Origin of the sequence: uncultured Oscillibacter sp., assembly GCF_950073225.1 — a bacterium.
Taxonomy (GTDB): Bacteria; Bacillota; Clostridia; order Oscillospirales; family Oscillospiraceae; genus Oscillibacter.
Map to the genome: position 1 here is coordinate 37,474 of NZ_CATMPS010000018.1, position 16,839 is coordinate 54,312.

General features: G+C 55.7%; 13 protein-coding genes. 9 read left to right on the top strand and 4 right to left on the bottom strand.

The window, feature by feature from the left end; all coding sequences use genetic code 11:
* Nucleotides 1–9 precede the first annotated feature (9 nt).
* The 4 genes from Q1M04_RS10040 to Q1M04_RS10055 all read right to left on the bottom strand — a co-directional run bounded on the left by Q1M04_RS10040 (nt 10) and on the right by Q1M04_RS10055 (nt 5,108).
* Nucleotides 10–2,598, bottom strand: a complete 2,589-nt coding sequence (locus Q1M04_RS10040) for an ABC transporter permease (protein ID WP_297998442.1) — start codon at nt 2,596–2,598, stop codon at nt 10–12.
* Nucleotides 2,599–2,745: 147 nt separating this feature from the next.
* Nucleotides 2,746–3,411, bottom strand: coding sequence for an ABC transporter ATP-binding protein (locus tag Q1M04_RS10045; protein ID WP_297984046.1), 666 nt, complete (start codon nt 3,409–3,411; stop codon nt 2,746–2,748).
* A 12-nt stretch (nt 3,412–3,423) separates the two neighbouring features.
* Nucleotides 3,424–4,434, bottom strand: coding sequence for a sensor histidine kinase KdpD (locus Q1M04_RS10050; RefSeq protein WP_297998440.1), 1,011 nt, complete (start codon nt 4,432–4,434; stop codon nt 3,424–3,426).
* The gene (locus tag Q1M04_RS10055; protein WP_297998438.1) at nt 4,431–5,108 is read right to left on the bottom strand and encodes a response regulator transcription factor; all 678 of its coding nucleotides are present in this window, start codon (nt 5,106–5,108) and stop codon (nt 4,431–4,433) included. The genes Q1M04_RS10050 and Q1M04_RS10055 overlap by 4 nt, the downstream gene beginning before the upstream one ends.
* A 260-nt stretch (nt 5,109–5,368) precedes the next feature.
* Here Q1M04_RS10055 and Q1M04_RS10060 point away from each other — a divergent pair, with 260 nt between their 5' ends.
* The 9 genes from Q1M04_RS10060 to Q1M04_RS10100 all read left to right on the top strand — a co-directional run bounded on the left by Q1M04_RS10060 (nt 5,369) and on the right by Q1M04_RS10100 (nt 16,568).
* Nucleotides 5,369–6,589, top strand: coding sequence for a hypothetical protein (locus Q1M04_RS10060; protein WP_297998437.1), 1,221 nt, complete (start codon nt 5,369–5,371; stop codon nt 6,587–6,589).
* Nucleotides 6,571–6,930, top strand: coding sequence for a BlaI/MecI/CopY family transcriptional regulator (locus tag Q1M04_RS10065; protein WP_297998435.1), 360 nt, complete (start codon nt 6,571–6,573; stop codon nt 6,928–6,930). Before Q1M04_RS10060 ends, Q1M04_RS10065 begins: the two co-directional genes overlap by 19 nt.
* Before the next feature lies 1 nt (nt 6,931).
* A complete protein-coding gene (locus tag Q1M04_RS10070; protein ID WP_297998433.1) occupies nt 6,932–9,259 on the top strand; it encodes a M56 family metallopeptidase in 2,328 nt (775 codons plus the stop codon).
* A 196-nt stretch (nt 9,260–9,455) separates the two neighbouring features.
* Entirely contained in the window at nt 9,456–12,206 is a 2,751-nt protein-coding gene (locus Q1M04_RS10075; RefSeq protein WP_297998431.1) for a type I restriction-modification enzyme R subunit C-terminal domain-containing protein, read from the top strand.
* Nucleotide 12,207: 1 nt separating this feature from the next.
* Nucleotides 12,208–13,374, top strand: coding sequence for a restriction endonuclease subunit S (locus Q1M04_RS10080; RefSeq protein WP_297998429.1), 1,167 nt, complete (start codon nt 12,208–12,210; stop codon nt 13,372–13,374).
* On the top strand, nt 13,375–14,019 hold the full coding sequence (locus Q1M04_RS10085; RefSeq protein ID WP_297998427.1) for a hypothetical protein: 645 nt from the start codon (nt 13,375–13,377) through the stop codon (nt 14,017–14,019).
* Entirely contained in the window at nt 14,012–15,508 is a 1,497-nt protein-coding gene (locus Q1M04_RS10090) for a class I SAM-dependent DNA methyltransferase (RefSeq protein WP_300447600.1), read from the top strand. The genes Q1M04_RS10085 and Q1M04_RS10090 overlap by 8 nt, the downstream gene beginning before the upstream one ends.
* Before the next feature lie 416 nt (nt 15,509–15,924).
* Nucleotides 15,925–16,137 (top strand): AlpA family transcriptional regulator, encoded by a 213-nt coding sequence (locus tag Q1M04_RS10095; RefSeq protein ID WP_297998423.1) that lies wholly within the window; start codon nt 15,925–15,927, stop codon nt 16,135–16,137.
* A complete protein-coding gene (locus tag Q1M04_RS10100; protein ID WP_297998421.1) occupies nt 16,134–16,568 on the top strand; it encodes a helix-turn-helix domain-containing protein in 435 nt (144 codons plus the stop codon). The genes Q1M04_RS10095 and Q1M04_RS10100 overlap by 4 nt, the downstream gene beginning before the upstream one ends.
* The last annotated feature ends 271 nt before the right edge of the window (nt 16,569–16,839 follow it).

Consider the following 16,839-nt stretch of genomic DNA (forward strand, 5'->3'; position numbering starts at 1 on the left):
GTCATCATGTCACTCCGCGGCGCGGAGCTGTTCCACAATGCTGCCCTTGTGGAAATAACGCAGGGCCAGCACCGGGACAGCGGCGGACACCGCCAGCAGCACGCCGCAGGCCGCCAGGGCGGGGGCCAGGGTGAAGCGGAAGGTAAACTGCCACATGGAGTCCACCATGCTTTTTACCAGCGTCAGATCCAGCGCCGCCGCCAGAACCAGCCCCAGCAGGCAGGCCCCCGCCGCGTAATAAACGCCCTCCCACACCATCATGCCCGTCAGCTGACGCCGGGTCATACCCACACTCTCCATGGCGGCAAACTCGCGGCGGCGGGTGAGAACCGTGGTGATGAGTGTATTCGTCAGGTTCAGGATTCCGGCGAGGCCGAAGATCAGCCCCACGAATCCGCCCACAAGGCGGATCATCCGCTGGGTTGCCTCAGAACTCTCCCGGGCGGCCTGGGCGGAGAGGTAGCTCATGCCGGGATCGGCCGTCTCCATGTAGTCCTCCAAAAACGCCGTCATCTCCGCCTCGTATCCGTCCTCCACATTAAAGGAGTATTTGTAGACCGCCGGGGCGTCGTACAGCGCCTTGTAAACGCCGGCAGGGAGGTATAGGGTCAGGCCGTCTCCGCCGATGGCATAGGGACCGCCGTCTGTATACCCAATCCCCACATCGTCTGTGGTGAGGGCTGCCTTTGCCAGCACGGGCAGCTCCATTGCCGCCGCGCCGTTTTTATAGACGGTGATGCGCTGGCCGACATCCGCCAGATCCAGCTCCGGCACCAGGGACATGTCCCCGCGGTTCACATGCACGCCAACCAGGACGCCCTCGCCGGCCGACATTTTTTGAAAGAGGGCATGGGCGTCGGTCTCTCCCTCCCGCAGATCCATCCGGGCCAGAGCGGTTTCCTCCATCCCATAGACATTGCAGAGCATGCGCCCGTCGTCTCCCAAGCCAAAGCTCCTGTACTGGTCGATCCCGAAGGTGAGGCCGCTGTGTGGATTCTCAAAAGTCTCTCCCGTCATGGGATGGCCGAAATCATAGGTGACGTTGGTGTCCTCCGCCGTGTTTTTATAGATCGCCGAGCCGCCGGTGACGCCGGGGCGGGCGGCAATGTCCGCGATGGTCTCCGCCCGCAGCGCGTCGGAGCGCCGCATAAACCCTTTGGTGTTGCTGGCGCTGACCACATTCACCACGGCGAAATCCGTCCGGATCATGAAGGCGGTCTCCTTTTCCACGTCCATGCTGTCTGCCGCCGTGCCCGCGCAGTTCAAAAGCACCACGCACAGCATCAGGGACAGCACGATGAACCCGGTTCTGCGCCGGTTCCGCCCCAGATTGGACCAGGCCAGCCGGGGGATGCCGGCCCCCGGGGCGCTCCGGCGGGAGGCCCGCCGCCCGCCGCCGCTCTCCACATAGCGGAAGGCCTCGATGGGCGGGGTGCTGGCGGCAATCCGGATGGGCTTGCGGGTGCTGCAAAAGACCGTCAGCGCCGTCAGGGCCGCTGCTGTCAGAAAGATCGCCGGAGAGGGGGAGACGCCGGCGGATAGGTACTTGTACTCGGTGGCAACCGTGTTCATAATCAGGGGCAGGGCTGCCTTTCCAATGAAAAAACCGCCCAGCATCCCCAGGGGGATTCCGATGCCGCTGAGCCAGAGGGCCTGCCGGTTCATCAGCGTGCGCACCTGCCTGCGGCTCATGCCGATGGTCCGGTAGAGGCCGAAGCGGCGGATGTCCTGCATGACGGCGAGGTCAAACACGTTGTAGATCAGCAGGTAGCCGCAGACCATGAACAACACGGCAAAGGCCGCCACCGCGGCAATCTGGAAGGGGCTGGGCCGGACGTTGGTGGCCCGGTTTACGGTGGCCGGGGTATAGTTGGGGGCCGTCTGATCGTCGGGCTCGCCGCCCAGGTCACAGACCAGGTCCCGGAGCTTCTTCTCCAGGCCCAGGGTGCTGCGGGCGGTAAAATCGGAGAAATAGGTCCCGGCCATATCGCCGTCCTCGTGGTAGGTATACCGGAAGATCTCCGGGTGGGCATCCCGGAAGGCGGTTCCGGCCCACATAACGCTCAGCTGACTGCCCAGGGCCTCATACCAGCCGGAGACCACCATGGGAAGCGCGTATTCCTGTCCGTGAGCGGTGAACGCAATGGTGATTTCTGCCCCCGTTTCCGGTTCCACGCCCAGGTCCCGCAGGGCCAGATCGGAGGCGACCACCTCGTTGGGCGCGGCGGGCGGCCTGCCGTGGGTGGGCGTGCAGAAGGTCAGCTCCGCCTGGGTTTCGTCCTCGACGTTGAACTCAATGTTGTGGCGGACGGCGCTGCTGAGGTAGGCCACCGGCATCCGCAGTCCCGCCGTCTCGATGAAGTCCGCCTGCCCCAGGGCCTGGAACTGCTCCGCCGTCATGTAGCGGACCTCGCCGTCGGACCGGCTCATTTTCTGCATCTGGAGGGTCAGCGTAAAGGATTCCGCCGTGCCGAGGGCGATGGTGGTGATGGCGGTGAAGAGCACCGCCGTCAGGGCGATGGCCAGCACCGCGACGCAGTTCCGTACCCGGCTGGCGGCAAAGCTCCGCCGGGTCAGGGTTTTCAGCATGTCTTCCATGGGAAGTTCCTCCTGAATCTCTTGCTGGCCACAGCATACCAGCCCAATGTCACAATTGCGGTACAGCAGTGTTACAGTTTTGTGCCTTTTCCGCGGACAATAAAACCAGCGCCCCGGTAAAATGCGGGACGCCGGCGGATGATGGGATTATTGTACAATGCGCCCATCCTGGAGGCGCACTACACGGTCGGCCAGCTGGGCAAGCTCCAGATTGTGGGTGATCATCACCAATGTCTGGTGAAAGACATCCACGGTCATCTTCAAAAGTCCCGCCACATTCTGGCTGGTCTTGACGTCAAAGCTCCCCGTAGGTTCGTCGGCCAGAATGATGGAGGGCCGGGTGATCAGCGCCCGGGCAATGGCGGCGCACTGCTGGCCGCCGCCGGAGAGCATATAGGGGAGGCAGTCCAGCTTCTCCCCAAGTCCCAGCAATCCGGCAAGTTCCGTGAAAAAGGCCCTGTCCGGCCTGGAGCCGTCCAGCGCCAGGGGGAGCAGGATATTTTCCCGGACGGTCAGCTCCGGCACCAGGCTGCAGTCCTGAAAGACAAAGCCCACCCTCCGGCGGCGAAAGACCGTCAGCTCCTCCTCCCGCAGCGTCCCCAGGTCCACGCCGTCCACGGTGACGGTTCCCTCTGTAGGTTGGTACAATCCGCCGATCAGATTCAAAAGCGTGGTCTTTCCGCTGCCGGAGGCCCCGATGACGGCGGTGAGCTTTCCTTTTTCGATGGAGAGGTCAATCCCGTCCACGGCCTTTACCTGCAGGGGACCCGTGCCAAAGTATTTTTTTAGATTTTGAACGGTGACAATGTCCATAAAGCGCCTCGTTTATCGCAGTAAAAACACGGAAAAGGCGGAACCCTTTCCCACCTCGGATTTCAGGGTCATATAGCCCCGCTGGCGGGTGATGATCCCCCGGGCCAGATACAGTCCCAGCCCCACGCCCTCTGCGGCGGCAGAGGACTGCGCCCGGTAAAAGCGCTTGAATACGTCGTTGTAGTGCTGGGAGGGAATCCCGATCCCGGTGTCCGTGATATCGATCCGGGTGTAGAACTGCCAGGGGCGGACGCTGACATGGACGCATCCCCCCTCCGGTGTGTATTTGACCGCGTTGTCCAGGAGGTTTCCCAGGGCCTCCGCCGTCCACTTGGGGTCGTGCCAGAGGGTCTCCCGGCTGTCACAGTCTACGTCAATGCGAATATGCTTCCGGTCCGCCGCGGCCAGGATGCCGCCCACCGCCTGGGCGATGGTGTCGTACAGGCTGGCATTCTCCATGTGCAGGGCGAACGTCCCGGTCTCCAGGCGGGACATTTTGATAAGGGACTGCATGAGAAAGTCCAGCTTATGGACCTGTGCCGCCAGGGTGGAGAGGAATTCCGCCCGCTTTTCCTCCGGCAGCTCCTGCTGGCGCAGGATGTCTGTGAACATCCGGATATTGGCCATGGGAGTTTTTACCTGGTGGGAGATGTCGCTGACCAGCTCCTGGAGGGTTTGTTTGTCCGCCTTGCTCTGCCGCCGGCCCGCCTGAGTCCGGTCGTGGTATTGCAGGAGCTTTCCCTGTACCTTTGAGAGCTGGGAGTCCTCATAGGGGCGGTAGTTCTCCGGTTCCCGGCTGTTCATCAGGGCATCCAGCGTCTCACAGACGCTGTTGGCAAACTCGGACTCCCGCCGCTCCTGGCGGCGTTTCCACAAAAGGGTCAGAAGCAGAATAGCCGTTCCCAAACCAACCGCCGCCGGGCGCAGAAGCGCGGCTGGGAACTCCAGGAGTCCCAGCAGGATCAGCAGGATCGCTCCCGAAATTATAAGAAGGGGCATTTGCGCCGTGCTGTCCCGCTTCATTCCTGGTCTCCTGTCCAGACGTAGCCCATGCCCCGGACGGTTTGGATGTAGGTATGTCCGGCATCCTCGATTTTGGCGCGCAGGCGGTTCATGGTCACGGTGAGGGTGTGATCGTCGATAAAATTGCCGCCGCTGTCCCACAGCTTTTCCAGCAGGAGCCGCCGCGTCATCACCGCCCCGGCATTGGCGGTCAGAAGCCGCAGGAGCTTGTACTCGTTTGGCGTGATGGACAGCCGTTCTCCGTTCCGCGCGGCGGTCAGGGCCTGGAAATCCAGACGCAGGAATCCGTCGTCAAAACAGTCGGAGCCGGCGGTCCCCCGGCGCAGGACCGCTTCCACCCGGCGCTTGAGGACCTGGATACGGAAGGGCTTGGTGATGTAGTCGTCCGCGCCCAGGTCGAAGCCGTTCAGCTCGTCCCGCTCCAGGTCGTTGGCCGTCAGGAAAATGACCGGCCGCTCCGGGGCGGAGGATTTGCACTCCCGGCAGATGTCAAAGCCGTTTCCGTCCGGAAGGTTTACATCCAGGATGACCAGGTCAAATTGGCCGGTTTTCAAGAGCTGGCGGGCCTTTTGACAGGTATAGGCCGCGGCGGTGAGATGCCCGGCCTCATCCAACGCGAAGCACAGCCCCGCGCTTAGGGCCAGGTCGTCTTCCACAACCAGAATTTTTGCCATGGAGCCTCTCCTCCAGTATAGTGGTGTTATGGGGATTATACCGTAAGGGCGGAGATTTGGCAAATGTCTTTTGGGGGGAGGGGAGTGGGATGGATTTTGAGATCGTTTGTTCCCGCCGTGCGGGCCGGGGAAACGGGGAATGCGGGTTTTTGCTGGAATGCCGGCATTTTCTCAAGATTTTTGTGTAATTGGTCATGTGACCTCAGATATGGAGGACTGATGCTCGGTTCCACCTCCGGGGCATTAACCACAGCACGCCCTTGGCAAAGCTGAATGATAAGCTGCTTGACGGCAACCTGGATGTGCTGTTCTTCCCCGACGGGGCTTTTTCCTGGGACGGGACGCACCATGTGTTCACCGGGATTCACCTCAACGCCGAAAAGGCGGCGGAATACCCGGATGTCAAGGACCATCTGGATGAGATTGGAAAGGCTGTACAAGCCCTTGTCAACGAGTGCGAGCAGGATGAGCGCCTCCGGGTTCCGGCGGCGAAGCTGGGGGCGGACCTGCGGCGCTTCCTGAACGGCGCGGACCTCACCGGCGCGGCGCTGTTCCACCTGGCGGCCTATCACCTCTTCTGGTTCAAGGAGGACGAGGAGGTCCCGGGGCGCTTCTCCATTCTGGTGGATACCCGGCTTAAAAACACCATTCCCCACTCCACGGAGTATTTCAGGGCATTTCTGGAAATTCTCCGGGCCTACAACGGCGACCCCGCTCCGGAGGTCCCTGGTCCCGCCACCGTCTTCCGGGCCGCCGATATCCCGGACATCTTTGAGGATGGAGGCCCCTGCCTTGCCGGCTCGGACGGCGACGCCTCCGGCGATGAAGGCGACGAGGAATATCAGGACATTCTGGGAATTCTCCAGGGCTCCATGGATTCTGCTGACTTGTCCGGCCTCTCTGAATCGGACCAGGACGACCTGCAGGCGGCCATGCAGAGAATCGCCGGGAACCTCCAGGCCCTCAACCATGCCGTCAAGGGGGACGCGAAAAGCGTCCCGGCGAATGGAGGCAAATCCGCCGGAAAGCGGGACCTGGGCCGCTTTGCCGGGGACGACGGGCGGCTGGACGCCTTTATGGCCGTGGCCTTTTTCACCGAGGACGTGATCTTCTTTCACCCGGAGGACCTGCTCTGGGACGGAAAGTATCACAGCTTCGCCAACTACCGTTTTAACGCCGCGGTCCTCCCCAACGCCGAGGGCCATCCAGGAAACTGGACGGCCCTTCCACGTGGCGGCACAGAGTATAGACAGGAAAATACAACACCGGGGAGCAGATTTACTGCTCAGATATTGCGTACCAGTAAACAAGGAATTAAACCCTTTTATCAGCCACAAAGGATTATAAAAGGAACTCCCATTCTTGATGTGCGATCTCATATTCTGAAAAAGTCCTTGACAAATGCGTCTACACGATATAGTCTATACATGAGACTACATCGTGTAGACAGGAGGCTGTGCCTATGGCAGAAATTCAATTAGGGGCTGTAGAGGCCCGTTTTGCGGACATCATCTGGGAGAGAGAACCCGTAACATCCGGCGAACTTATCAAACTGGCCGCGGACAAACTGGCTTGGAAACGAACCACGACACACACGGTACTGCATCGGCTCTGCGAAAAGGGCTTGTTTCAAAACAATAACGGCGTGGTGACTTCTCTCCTGACCCGGCAAGAGTTCTATGCCCGCCACAGCAAGAAGTATGTGGACGAAACCTTTGCGGGATCACTCCCCGCTTTCCTTGCCGCCTTTACCAGCGAGAAGAAGCTGACAGCCGAGGAGATTACCGAAATTCGTGAGCTGATCGACAGGGCAGGTGAATGATATGGGCGAACTATTCCTGAAAACCTTGAACATGAGCATTGCCGCAAGCTGGCTGATTTTAGCGGTGGTGCTGCTCCGGTTCGCGCTGAAAAAAGCGCCGAAGTGGATTGCCGTCCTTTTGTGGGGCATTGTCGCTCTGCGGTTGGCAGTTCCCTTCTCCTTCGAGAGCGCGTTGAGCCTGATCCCCAGCGCCGAGACCTTCAACGCCCATAACATCCAGTATGAGACGCCCGCCATCAGCAGCGGCATCCCCGCCGTCAACAATGCGGTCAATCCCGTTCTGGGCGAAACATTTGCTCCCAACTCTGTTGGTAGCATCAACCCGCTCTATATCTGGACACTTGTTGTGTCGGCAATCTGGCTCGTTGGCATCGCCGCCATGCTGCTCTATGCAGTCATCAGCTATGTGCGGGTACGCCGGAGCGTTGCGGAAAGAGCGCCCTATGAGGAAAATATTTTTCTGTGCGACCAGGTGAAGTCTCCATTTATTTTGGGACTGGTCCGGCCCAAAATCTATCTGCCCTCCAACATGGACGCCACATCCATAGAGCCGGTGATTGCCCACGAAACGGCGCACCTGGCAAGGCGTGACCACTGGTGGAAGCCCATGGGCTTTTTGATCCTGACAGTCCACTGGTTCAATCCCCTGTGCTGGGTGGCCTATGTACTGCTGTGTCGGGACATTGAGCTGGCCTGTGATGAAAAGGTCATTCGGCAGATGGATCTGGACGAAAAAAAGCAGTATTCCACTGCCCTGCTGGAGTGCAACACCCAGCGGCGGCTGGTCACAATCTGCCCGCTGGCTTTTGGAGAAGTTGGCGTAAAAGAGAGGGTGAAAAATGTGCTGAATTATAAAAAACCGGCGTTTTGGGTCATAGTCGTGGCTGTTGTCGCCTGCGCAGTGGTGACGGTGTGCTTTGCAACAAACCCAAAGCAGGACCTTCCACAAGAGCAACGCACAGTTCGGGCGCAAATCACTGAGATTGAAGATAGCTCCTTCCTGGTTACGCCAGTGGAGGGAGCTTGGGAGCTGTCCTCCAGCGATCTGTTCCGCGTTCCCATCAAAAATATGCCTCCGTCCCCTGAACCCCAGGTGGGAGACATTGTGGAGATTACCTATGATGGTTTTATTCTGGAGAGCGATCCGGCTCAGTTCAGCAATATTCTTAGCATAAGAGTGATTTCACAGGCCGAAAAACTGACCCTTGATGATGTGGTCACGCTGTCACAAAAGGGAGACGCATTGACCTGGTCAGATTTTGAGCGGTATCAGGGGCGGGATATTGGCTCAGGTCTGTATATTATACGTTACGAGATTGACGAAGTCTTTGATGTTCTGGTGGGTGGTGTTCCAGACGAGACGCCTTGGTATATCTATCTGAGGGTCAACAATGAGGCCGATGATAGAATTGATATTCGGACAGAGGATGTTTCCACATTCGTTGAAGCGCACAGAAACGATGTGCCAAAGGTTATTGAACCAAAACCTGATGGCGGCGGTGAACCCGCGCCAGAGGAGCCCGATTTTTCCACTCTCTCCGAAGAACAGGCCGCGATCCGTCAGGCGATTCTGGAGCATAACCGTTCCGCAGACCTGACCGGCGTTGTACCCTGCGTCAGTTTCGCGGAGCTTGCCTCTTTCGTTGTGGACGGAAGCGACTTCGCAGAGTATATTCACTACGGTTGGGCGCTCTATGAGGAATACAGGGTCACAGACAGCGGATTGGAAACGGTCACCGGCAGTCATGCCCCTGTTGCCATCACATTTCGGGAAGACCCGTCCGGCGCTCTTACACTAGAGGAATATTGGCAACCCAGAGACGGCAGCTACTATGCACAGGACATCCGCGAAAAGTTCCCCGCACATATCGTCGAGGACGGCATGGACAGCCAGAAGTTCATCCTTCAGCAGAAACAGGAGTGCTACGTCCAGGCGGTAGCGTCTACCGGACTGGATACTGATCAAGTGATTGGGTCGCTCATTGAGACGATTTGCAGCAGCCCTGCTCAGTCCTCAAGTTGGTGGAATTATATCGAGGAACACCCTATTGAGTTCCGGGAGTTGACCTACTATGGCTGGTACACCCTGAAATACTGCTTCACTGAGTTTTTGAAGGGTGGGCAAATCGGTTTGCACGGACATATTATGAGAGCCGCCATGGATGACATAGCGCCGGAAGCCCAGCTCAAGCTATATGCAGAAACTGGACAGGAATACTTCGATGCGTGGAAGGACGCCGCAAAATCCGTTGGGAAGCAGCATGATATGGAATGGATTGAAGAGAATCAACCGGCTATCTATCTGCTTTTACAAATGATAAGTGAATAAAACCGCTCGGTCCTGTCACCTTTGATTACCCAACAGCGTCAACTTCTATACGCAATTGAATAACATCCAGGAAGGGCCATCCAACAGACTGGATGGCCCTTCCTCGTGGTTGTAGAAAACAATGAAATAGCGCCTTGTAACCAGAGGCCTTATCCGTTATAATGTAATAAATTGCCGAAACAGGGAGGGAACCACGATGTCACCAGAGGAAAAGGCCCGTCTTGCGATAGACCAAAAGCTGATCCGATCTGGCTGGGTCATTCAGGATATGAAAAATCTGAATCTGTTCTCTGCCATGGGCGTAGCTGTGCGGGAGTTCCCAACCAGCACAGGCGAAGTGGACTACGCCCTCTTCGTTGATGGAACTCCTATAGGTATCGTGGAGGCGAAGCGGACAGAGAGCGGAGAGAAGATCACTACGGTGGAGGATCAGTCCGCACGCTATGCTGGTAGCAAATTCAAGTGGATCAAGGGAGATACAGCCATCCGCTTTGCCTACGAAGCGACGGACAAGCTGACCCGGTTCACAGACTATCACGATTTGAAATACTGCTCCCGGACGGTCTTCTCCTTCCACCGTCCGGAGACGCTGCGGGCGCTGCTAAGCGCGCCGGATACCATCCGCAACAACATGAAGCATTTTCCGCCCTTTGACACCACCGGCTTTCGGGACTGCCAGATTCGTGCGATCACGAAATTAGACCGTTCTTTCTCTGAAAACAGGCCGAGGGCACTGGTGCAGATGGCCACCGGAGCCGGTAAGACCTTTACCGCCATCACCGCCGCCTATCGCCTTTTGAAATTCGGGAAGATGAACCGTATTTTGTTCCTGGTGGACACCAAAAGTCTGGGGGAGCAGGCGGAGCGGGAGTTCCTGGCCTATACCCCCAACGACGATCCCAGGCCGTTTTCCGACATCTACGGCGTGTACCGTCTGAAGTCCTCCCGGATACCGGCCAATACACAGATTTATATCAGCACCATCCAGCGGATGTACTCTATCCTGAAGGGGGAAGATCTGGACGAGTCTGCGGAGGAAACCCCGTTCAGCGGATATGTGACTGCCAACAGCAAGGCGCCAAAGGAAGTGGTCTACAACGAAAAATACCCGCCGGAGTTCTTCGACTGCATCATCGTGGACGAGTGCCACCGCTCCATCTACAACGTCTGGAGCCAGGTGCTGGAATATTTTGATGCGTTTATCATCGGTTTGACCGCCACGCCAGACAAACGCACCTTTGCCTTTTTCCACGAAAATGTGGTCAGCGAGTATTCCAGAGAGCAGGCCATCATCGACGGCGTGAATGTGGGAGAGGACATCTTTCTCATTGAGACAGAAGTGGGGCAGCATGGCGGATATATTGTAAAACAGCAGATCGAATATCGGAACCGCCTGTCCCGGGAGAAACGATGGAAGCAGATGGACGAGGATGTAAATTATACACCCTCCCGCCTTGACCGGGATATCGTCAACCCCAGCCAGATACGGACTGTGATTCGGGCGTTCCGGGAAAACCTGTACACCCTCCTGTTTCCCCGCAGAAGCGAGGTCCCCAAAACGCTGATTTTTGCCAAGACTGACAGCCACGCGGACGACATCATCCAAATCGTCCGGGAAGAGTTTGGCGAGGGCAATGAGTTCTGTAAGAAGATCACCTATTCTGCGGATGACCCGGAAGGAGCCCTTTCTGATTTCCGCAACAGTTTCAATCCCAGAATTGCCGTCACTGTAGACATGATTGCCACCGGAACAGATGTAAAGCCCATCGAGTGCCTGATCTTCATGCGGGACGTGCGGAGTAAAAACTATTTCGAGCAGATGAAGGGCCGGGGAACCCGGACGCTGAGCAAGGATGATCTGCAAAAGGTAACTCCCTCCGCCACAGAGAACAAGGATCACTTTGTCATCGTGGACGCGGTGGGCGTCACCAGATCCAAGAAATCGGACACCCGTGCCCTGGAGCGCAAGCCCTCCGTCTCCCTGAAAGAACTGATGATGAATGTGGCGCTGGGGGCGAAGGATGAGGACACCCTCACCTCCCTGGCCAGCCGCATCGTCCGCCTGAATGCCCAAATGACACCCTCTGAGCGGAAGGAGTTTCAGGAGATCACCGGGGCCTCCGCCGGTCAGACCGCCCAGGCTCTGTTGGACGCCTTTGACCCGGACGTCATCGCAGCCCATGCGGGGGTGTCCCTGCCAGAGGAGGGCGAACCCACCCAGGAACAGCAGGCCCTGCTGGATGCCGCCCAGCGGGAGCTCTCCTCTGCCGCCGCCGCCCCGTTCCACAGGCCGGAGGTGCGGGACTACATCGAAAACGTCCGCCGGAACCACGAGCAGATTATTGACAATGTCAACCTCGACACGGTGCTGTTTGCCGGGTACGACGTCAGTCAGGAGGAGACCGCCAGCCGGGTCATTGAGACCTTCCGAGAGTTTATCCAGGAAAACCGGGACGAGATCACCGCGTTGCGCATTATCTACGACCAGAGGTACAAGGACCGTCCCATGGCCATTGCCAAGCTCAAGGCGCTGTATGAAAAGCTGAAAGCCCGAAACATCACAGTGGACAGGCTGTGGGACTGCTATGCCATCAAGCAGCCAGACAAGGTGAAGAGGGGGACGATGGTGCAGCTGGCCGACCTGGTATCCCTCATCCGGTTTGAGACGGGCGCGACGGAGACGCTGGTCCCCTTTGCTGAGCGGGTCAGCTATAATTTCCAGCAGTGGTCCTTCCGCCGCAACGCCGGCGCCGTCCACTTTACCGAGGAGCAGATGGAGTGGCTGCGGCTCATCAAGGACCACATCGCCGCCTCACTCAGCGTGGAGCCGGAGGATCTGGATCTCAGCCCCTTCGACCGCAAGGGCGGATTAGGGCGGTTCTATGAGGTGTTCGGGGAGGATTACGAGAAGATTTTGATGGAATTGAATGTGGAGTTGGTGGCGTGAGATGGAAGGTCGAATTAGATTAGGGGATATTTTTACCTTAGTAGGCGGCGGTACTCCTTCAACGTCCACAGAAGCGTATTGGGGAAATGGAACACCATGGTTTTCAAGTGCAGATATCAGTTTAGATGGAAAAATCATCTATAGGCGGGCTGTAACTCCATTAGGAATTAAAAATTCAACAACAAATATTGTTCCAGCACAAACTGTGGTAGTTGTGACTCGTGTTGGGCTTGGGAAAGTTGTCAAATTACCTTGTGATATGTGTTTCAGCCAAGATATGCAAGCATTGCAACCTACGCCCCAGACACCGCCTTATAACGAGTCGTTTTTGTTGTACGAACTTACACATATTATGAAACGTGTAAAATTCCAAGGTCGAGGCACTACTATTTCTGGGATAACAAAAAAGCAATTAAGCGATGTTGTCTTATATTTACCGTCGCTTGTGGAACAAAAACGCATCGTTGCTCGCATTGAGGAGCTGTTCTCCCAGTTGGACGCCAGCGTGGCCGAACTGAAAACGGCAAAGGAACGGCTGAAGGTGTACCGGCAGGCGGTGCTGAAAGAGGCGTTTGGGGAAGTCACAACACATACTCCATTTGGAGAAATTATTGACGCCCGCCTTGGAAAAATGCTGGACAAGGAGAAAAATACCGGAGATTTTCATAAATATTTGCGTAATATCAACGTCAGGTGGTTTTCTTTCGATTTGTCTAATTTGTTAGAAATGCGGATTGAGGCCGATGAGATTGAGAAATATTCTGTTTCTCACAATGACCTGATAATCTGCGAAGGTGGAGAACCTGGCAGATGTGCGGTTTGGGATAAGCAGGATTCCATATTTTATCAGAAAGCGTTACATAGGGTGCGGTTTTTAGATAACTCGAACCCCAGATTTTATATGTATTACCTGTGGTTTTCTGCTCAGTCAGGGCAGCTTTGTAGATATTTCACGGGAACTGGAATTAAACATCTAACGGGGCAATCACTATCAAGAGTAATTGTTCCTACGGCAGATAGAACTATACAAGATTCTATTGTGGCCGAAATTGAATCTCGACTGTCAGTTTGTGACAGCATTGAGAATACTGTAGACACCGCCCTGCAACAGGCCGAGGCCCTGCGGCAGAGTATTTTGAAAAAAGCGTTTGAAGGGGGACTGATGTAGTTGCAGTGTTTAATTCAGTTTATCAATTTTCTGGATAAACATAGTGGTTCGTTGACTTTTTTGGTAACAGCGGTTTATGTAATAGCAACGATTCTTATTTGTAGAGCAAATATAAAATCCGCAAATGCGACCAAAGAGCAAATTGAAGAAACAAGGCGACAATTTGAAGAAAACAATCGAGCATTTGTAACGGTTACATTTGACGTTATAAGAAGTGGATTGCTTGTTCTATGTATTGAAAATCACGGAAAAAGAATAGCTAGTAATGTGAATATTGCTGTATCAGAAGAATTTATACAAAATATAACAGACGTTAGTGATAAGGAGCATATTAGGGAACTATGCAAGGCTTCTTTTACACTCGGAATCGGAAGAAGTTGGTATGTAGGTTTAGGAAATCACATGCAGTTAGATGAATTAAGCAAAGCACCACTTGCGGTAACTATATCATATGAGGATAGCAGATCTCACTACCGTGAACAGACTTCTATAGATTTGAAGCAATATTTTTGGGTATTGCTGTACGATTCACCAACAGAAGATGCATATCAAGAAATGCGAAAGCAGACAAAAGAATTGGAAAAATTTCAAAAGGAATTACATCAACTTGTTATAAGTAGGAAAGAAAGGAATACTAATGCCTGACCAAACCTCCGCCATCATCTCCAAAGTCTGGGGCATGTGCAATCCCCTGCGGGACAACGGCGTGTCCTACGGCGACTATTTGGAGCAGCTTACATACCTAATCTTCCTGAAAATGTCGGACGAGTACTCCAAGCCACCCTACAGGCGGGAGACTGGCATCCCCTTCGGATATACTTGGGCGGACATGAATACCCTCAAGGGCGCAGAACTGGAGGAGCAGTACAAAGCCACCCTGGAAAAGCTGGGGGAACAGGGCGGCATTCTGGGGAAAATTTTCAAGGGCGCGGTGAACAAGATCAGCAGCGCCGCCATCCTGTACCGCATCGTGCAGATGATCGACCAGGAGCGGTGGGTGTCCATGTCCTCCGATGTGAAGGGCGAGATCTATGAGGGACTGCTCCAGAAAAACGCGGAGGACGTGAAAAGCGGCGCAGGGCAGTACTTCACGCCCCGGCCCCTCATCCGGGCCATGGTGCGCTGTGTTCGTCCGGAGCCCATGAAAACCATCGCGGACCCCTGCTGCGGCAGCGGCGGTTTCTTTCTCGCCGCACAGGAGTATATCGCGGATGAAGCCCACTATACCCTGGACCGGGAGAAAAAAGAGTTCCTCAAAAACCAGACCTTCTATGGCAACGAGCTAGTCCCCTCCACCTTCAAGCTGTGCCTGATGAATTTGTATCTCCACAACATCGGGGACATCTACGGAAACGTCCCCGTCACTCTGGGGGATGCGCTGTTGACCGACCCCGGCTACCGGGTGGACTACGTGCTGACCAATCCGCCCTTCGGAAAGAAGTCCTCCATCACCTTCACCAATGAGGAGGGCGAGCAGGAGGAGGAAGACCTGGTTTACAACCGAACCGACTTCTGGACCACCAGCTCCAACAAGCAACTGAATTTTGTCCAGCACATCAACACGCTCCTGAACGCCAGGGGTAAGGCGGCGGTGGTGGTGCCGGACAACGTGCTCTTCGAGGGCGGCGCCGGAGAGACGGTGCGCCGGAAACTGCTGGAGACCACCGACCTGCACACGATCCTGCGCCTGCCCACTGGGATTTTCTATAAGCCGGGCGTCAAGGCAAACGTGATTTTCTTCGACAAGCGCTCCGCCGGCCCGGAACGGCAAACCAAAGAGGTGTGGGTGTACGACTTCCGTACTAACATCCATTTCACGCTGAAACAGCATCCCATGACGGACGCCGATCTGGAAGATTTTATCTGCTGCTTCCATCCGGAGAACCGGCACCAGCGCCATGAGACATGGTCGGAGGATAACCCGGATGGCCGCTGGAGGAAATTTGCCGTTCAGGAAATTCTGGATCGGGATAAAGCCAGTCTGGATATCTTCTGGAGCAAAGACAAATCTCTTGCGGACCTGGACAGCCTGCCTGCGCCGGATGTATTGGCTCTGGATATTATCGAAAATCTCCAGAGCGCACTGGATGGTTTCCAAGAGCTGATGCAGCAGCTAAACACGACACCGGAATGATAGTTCTATGCACATCTATCATGATGCTTCACGAAATACACCTGCAAGGGTCAACCTCTGCGGGTGTATTTTTTCAGTGGCATTCACAGCAGAATTATTTATTATGCCCAGTTGCAAAAAATTTTATACGCTCCCTCTTGACAAAGCTTACTCAATCAAGTATCCTATACGCAGAACATATATTCGAGTACAACAACTAAACAAACTGCCTCGATCTACTTCCGACTTACATATCCGAGGCTGTGCAAGACCTTGCGGTACGACATTCTGTACCGCTGGTCGTCTTGCCAGCAAGGATGTGTAGGTCTTTTGTTTTTCTGGTATGGAGGGAATAGCGTGGACGGCTATCACACTCTGTCCTGTATTCCATCACAGAGAGAAAAGACCGTCACAACTGACAAGGAGGCAAGTCCTATATGAAAGAATCCGCCTACAAAAGCTACGACGAACTGCCGCTGTTCCTGAACGCGGCAACAGTGGCAAAGGTGCTGGGCGTTTCACCGTCCAGCGGATACGAGCTGATACACGAACCGGATTTTCCTGTTCTCAAAATCGGCAGCAGGCTCGTAGTGCCCAAAGAGAAATTCGTGGAGTGGGTGTCTCAGCACACCCAAGGAGGTACGGAGTGAAGTACAGACCATGGCCCAAGCGCGATCCAGTCAGGAACTGCTTCCTGTTGCCCAACGAGATATTCCTGTTGGGCCTGTCGCCCAGCGCACTGGCCGTCTACTCCTACCTGCTCTGCTGTGAAAACCGTAACACCTACCAGTGCTGGCCCAGCTACAAGACTATCGGCAGAGCAGTGCGGATGAGCACCAATACCGTCCGCAAGTATGTGTGTGAACTGGAGGAGCGACAACTCATCAGTACGGAGAGCACGAGCGTCACCACCAGGGATGGTCTGAAGCGCAACGGCAATCTGCTCTACACCATCCGTCCGATCCAGCTGGCGCTGGACCAGTTCTACGAACAGCAGTTGGCGCAGATAGATGTGGCGGCTGAGCGTCAGCGAGTCGCAAACGCTCTCGCACTTCGCAACGATAGTACGCACTCAGCGTGACAGCCTGTGCGCCGCTGTGCGGCCTCGCTGATGCTCGGAGGGTAACAAGCCGCAGTCCATCGCAGACGAAGCTGTGTCCAAAGCGTGTGGCCGGTGTGCGCCATCCCGCGAATTCAGCACAACCGAAAGTGGCAGGTGAACCGGGGGGTCGAAAAAAGTGCAGCCGGCTAAGGATTTGTCAAGCATAAAAATTCGGAAAGAGTTGAATAGAGCAGAGAGGAAAATGAGTACAGGAACCCACGCCCACCGCAGTGGGCGGTCAGGAAATATG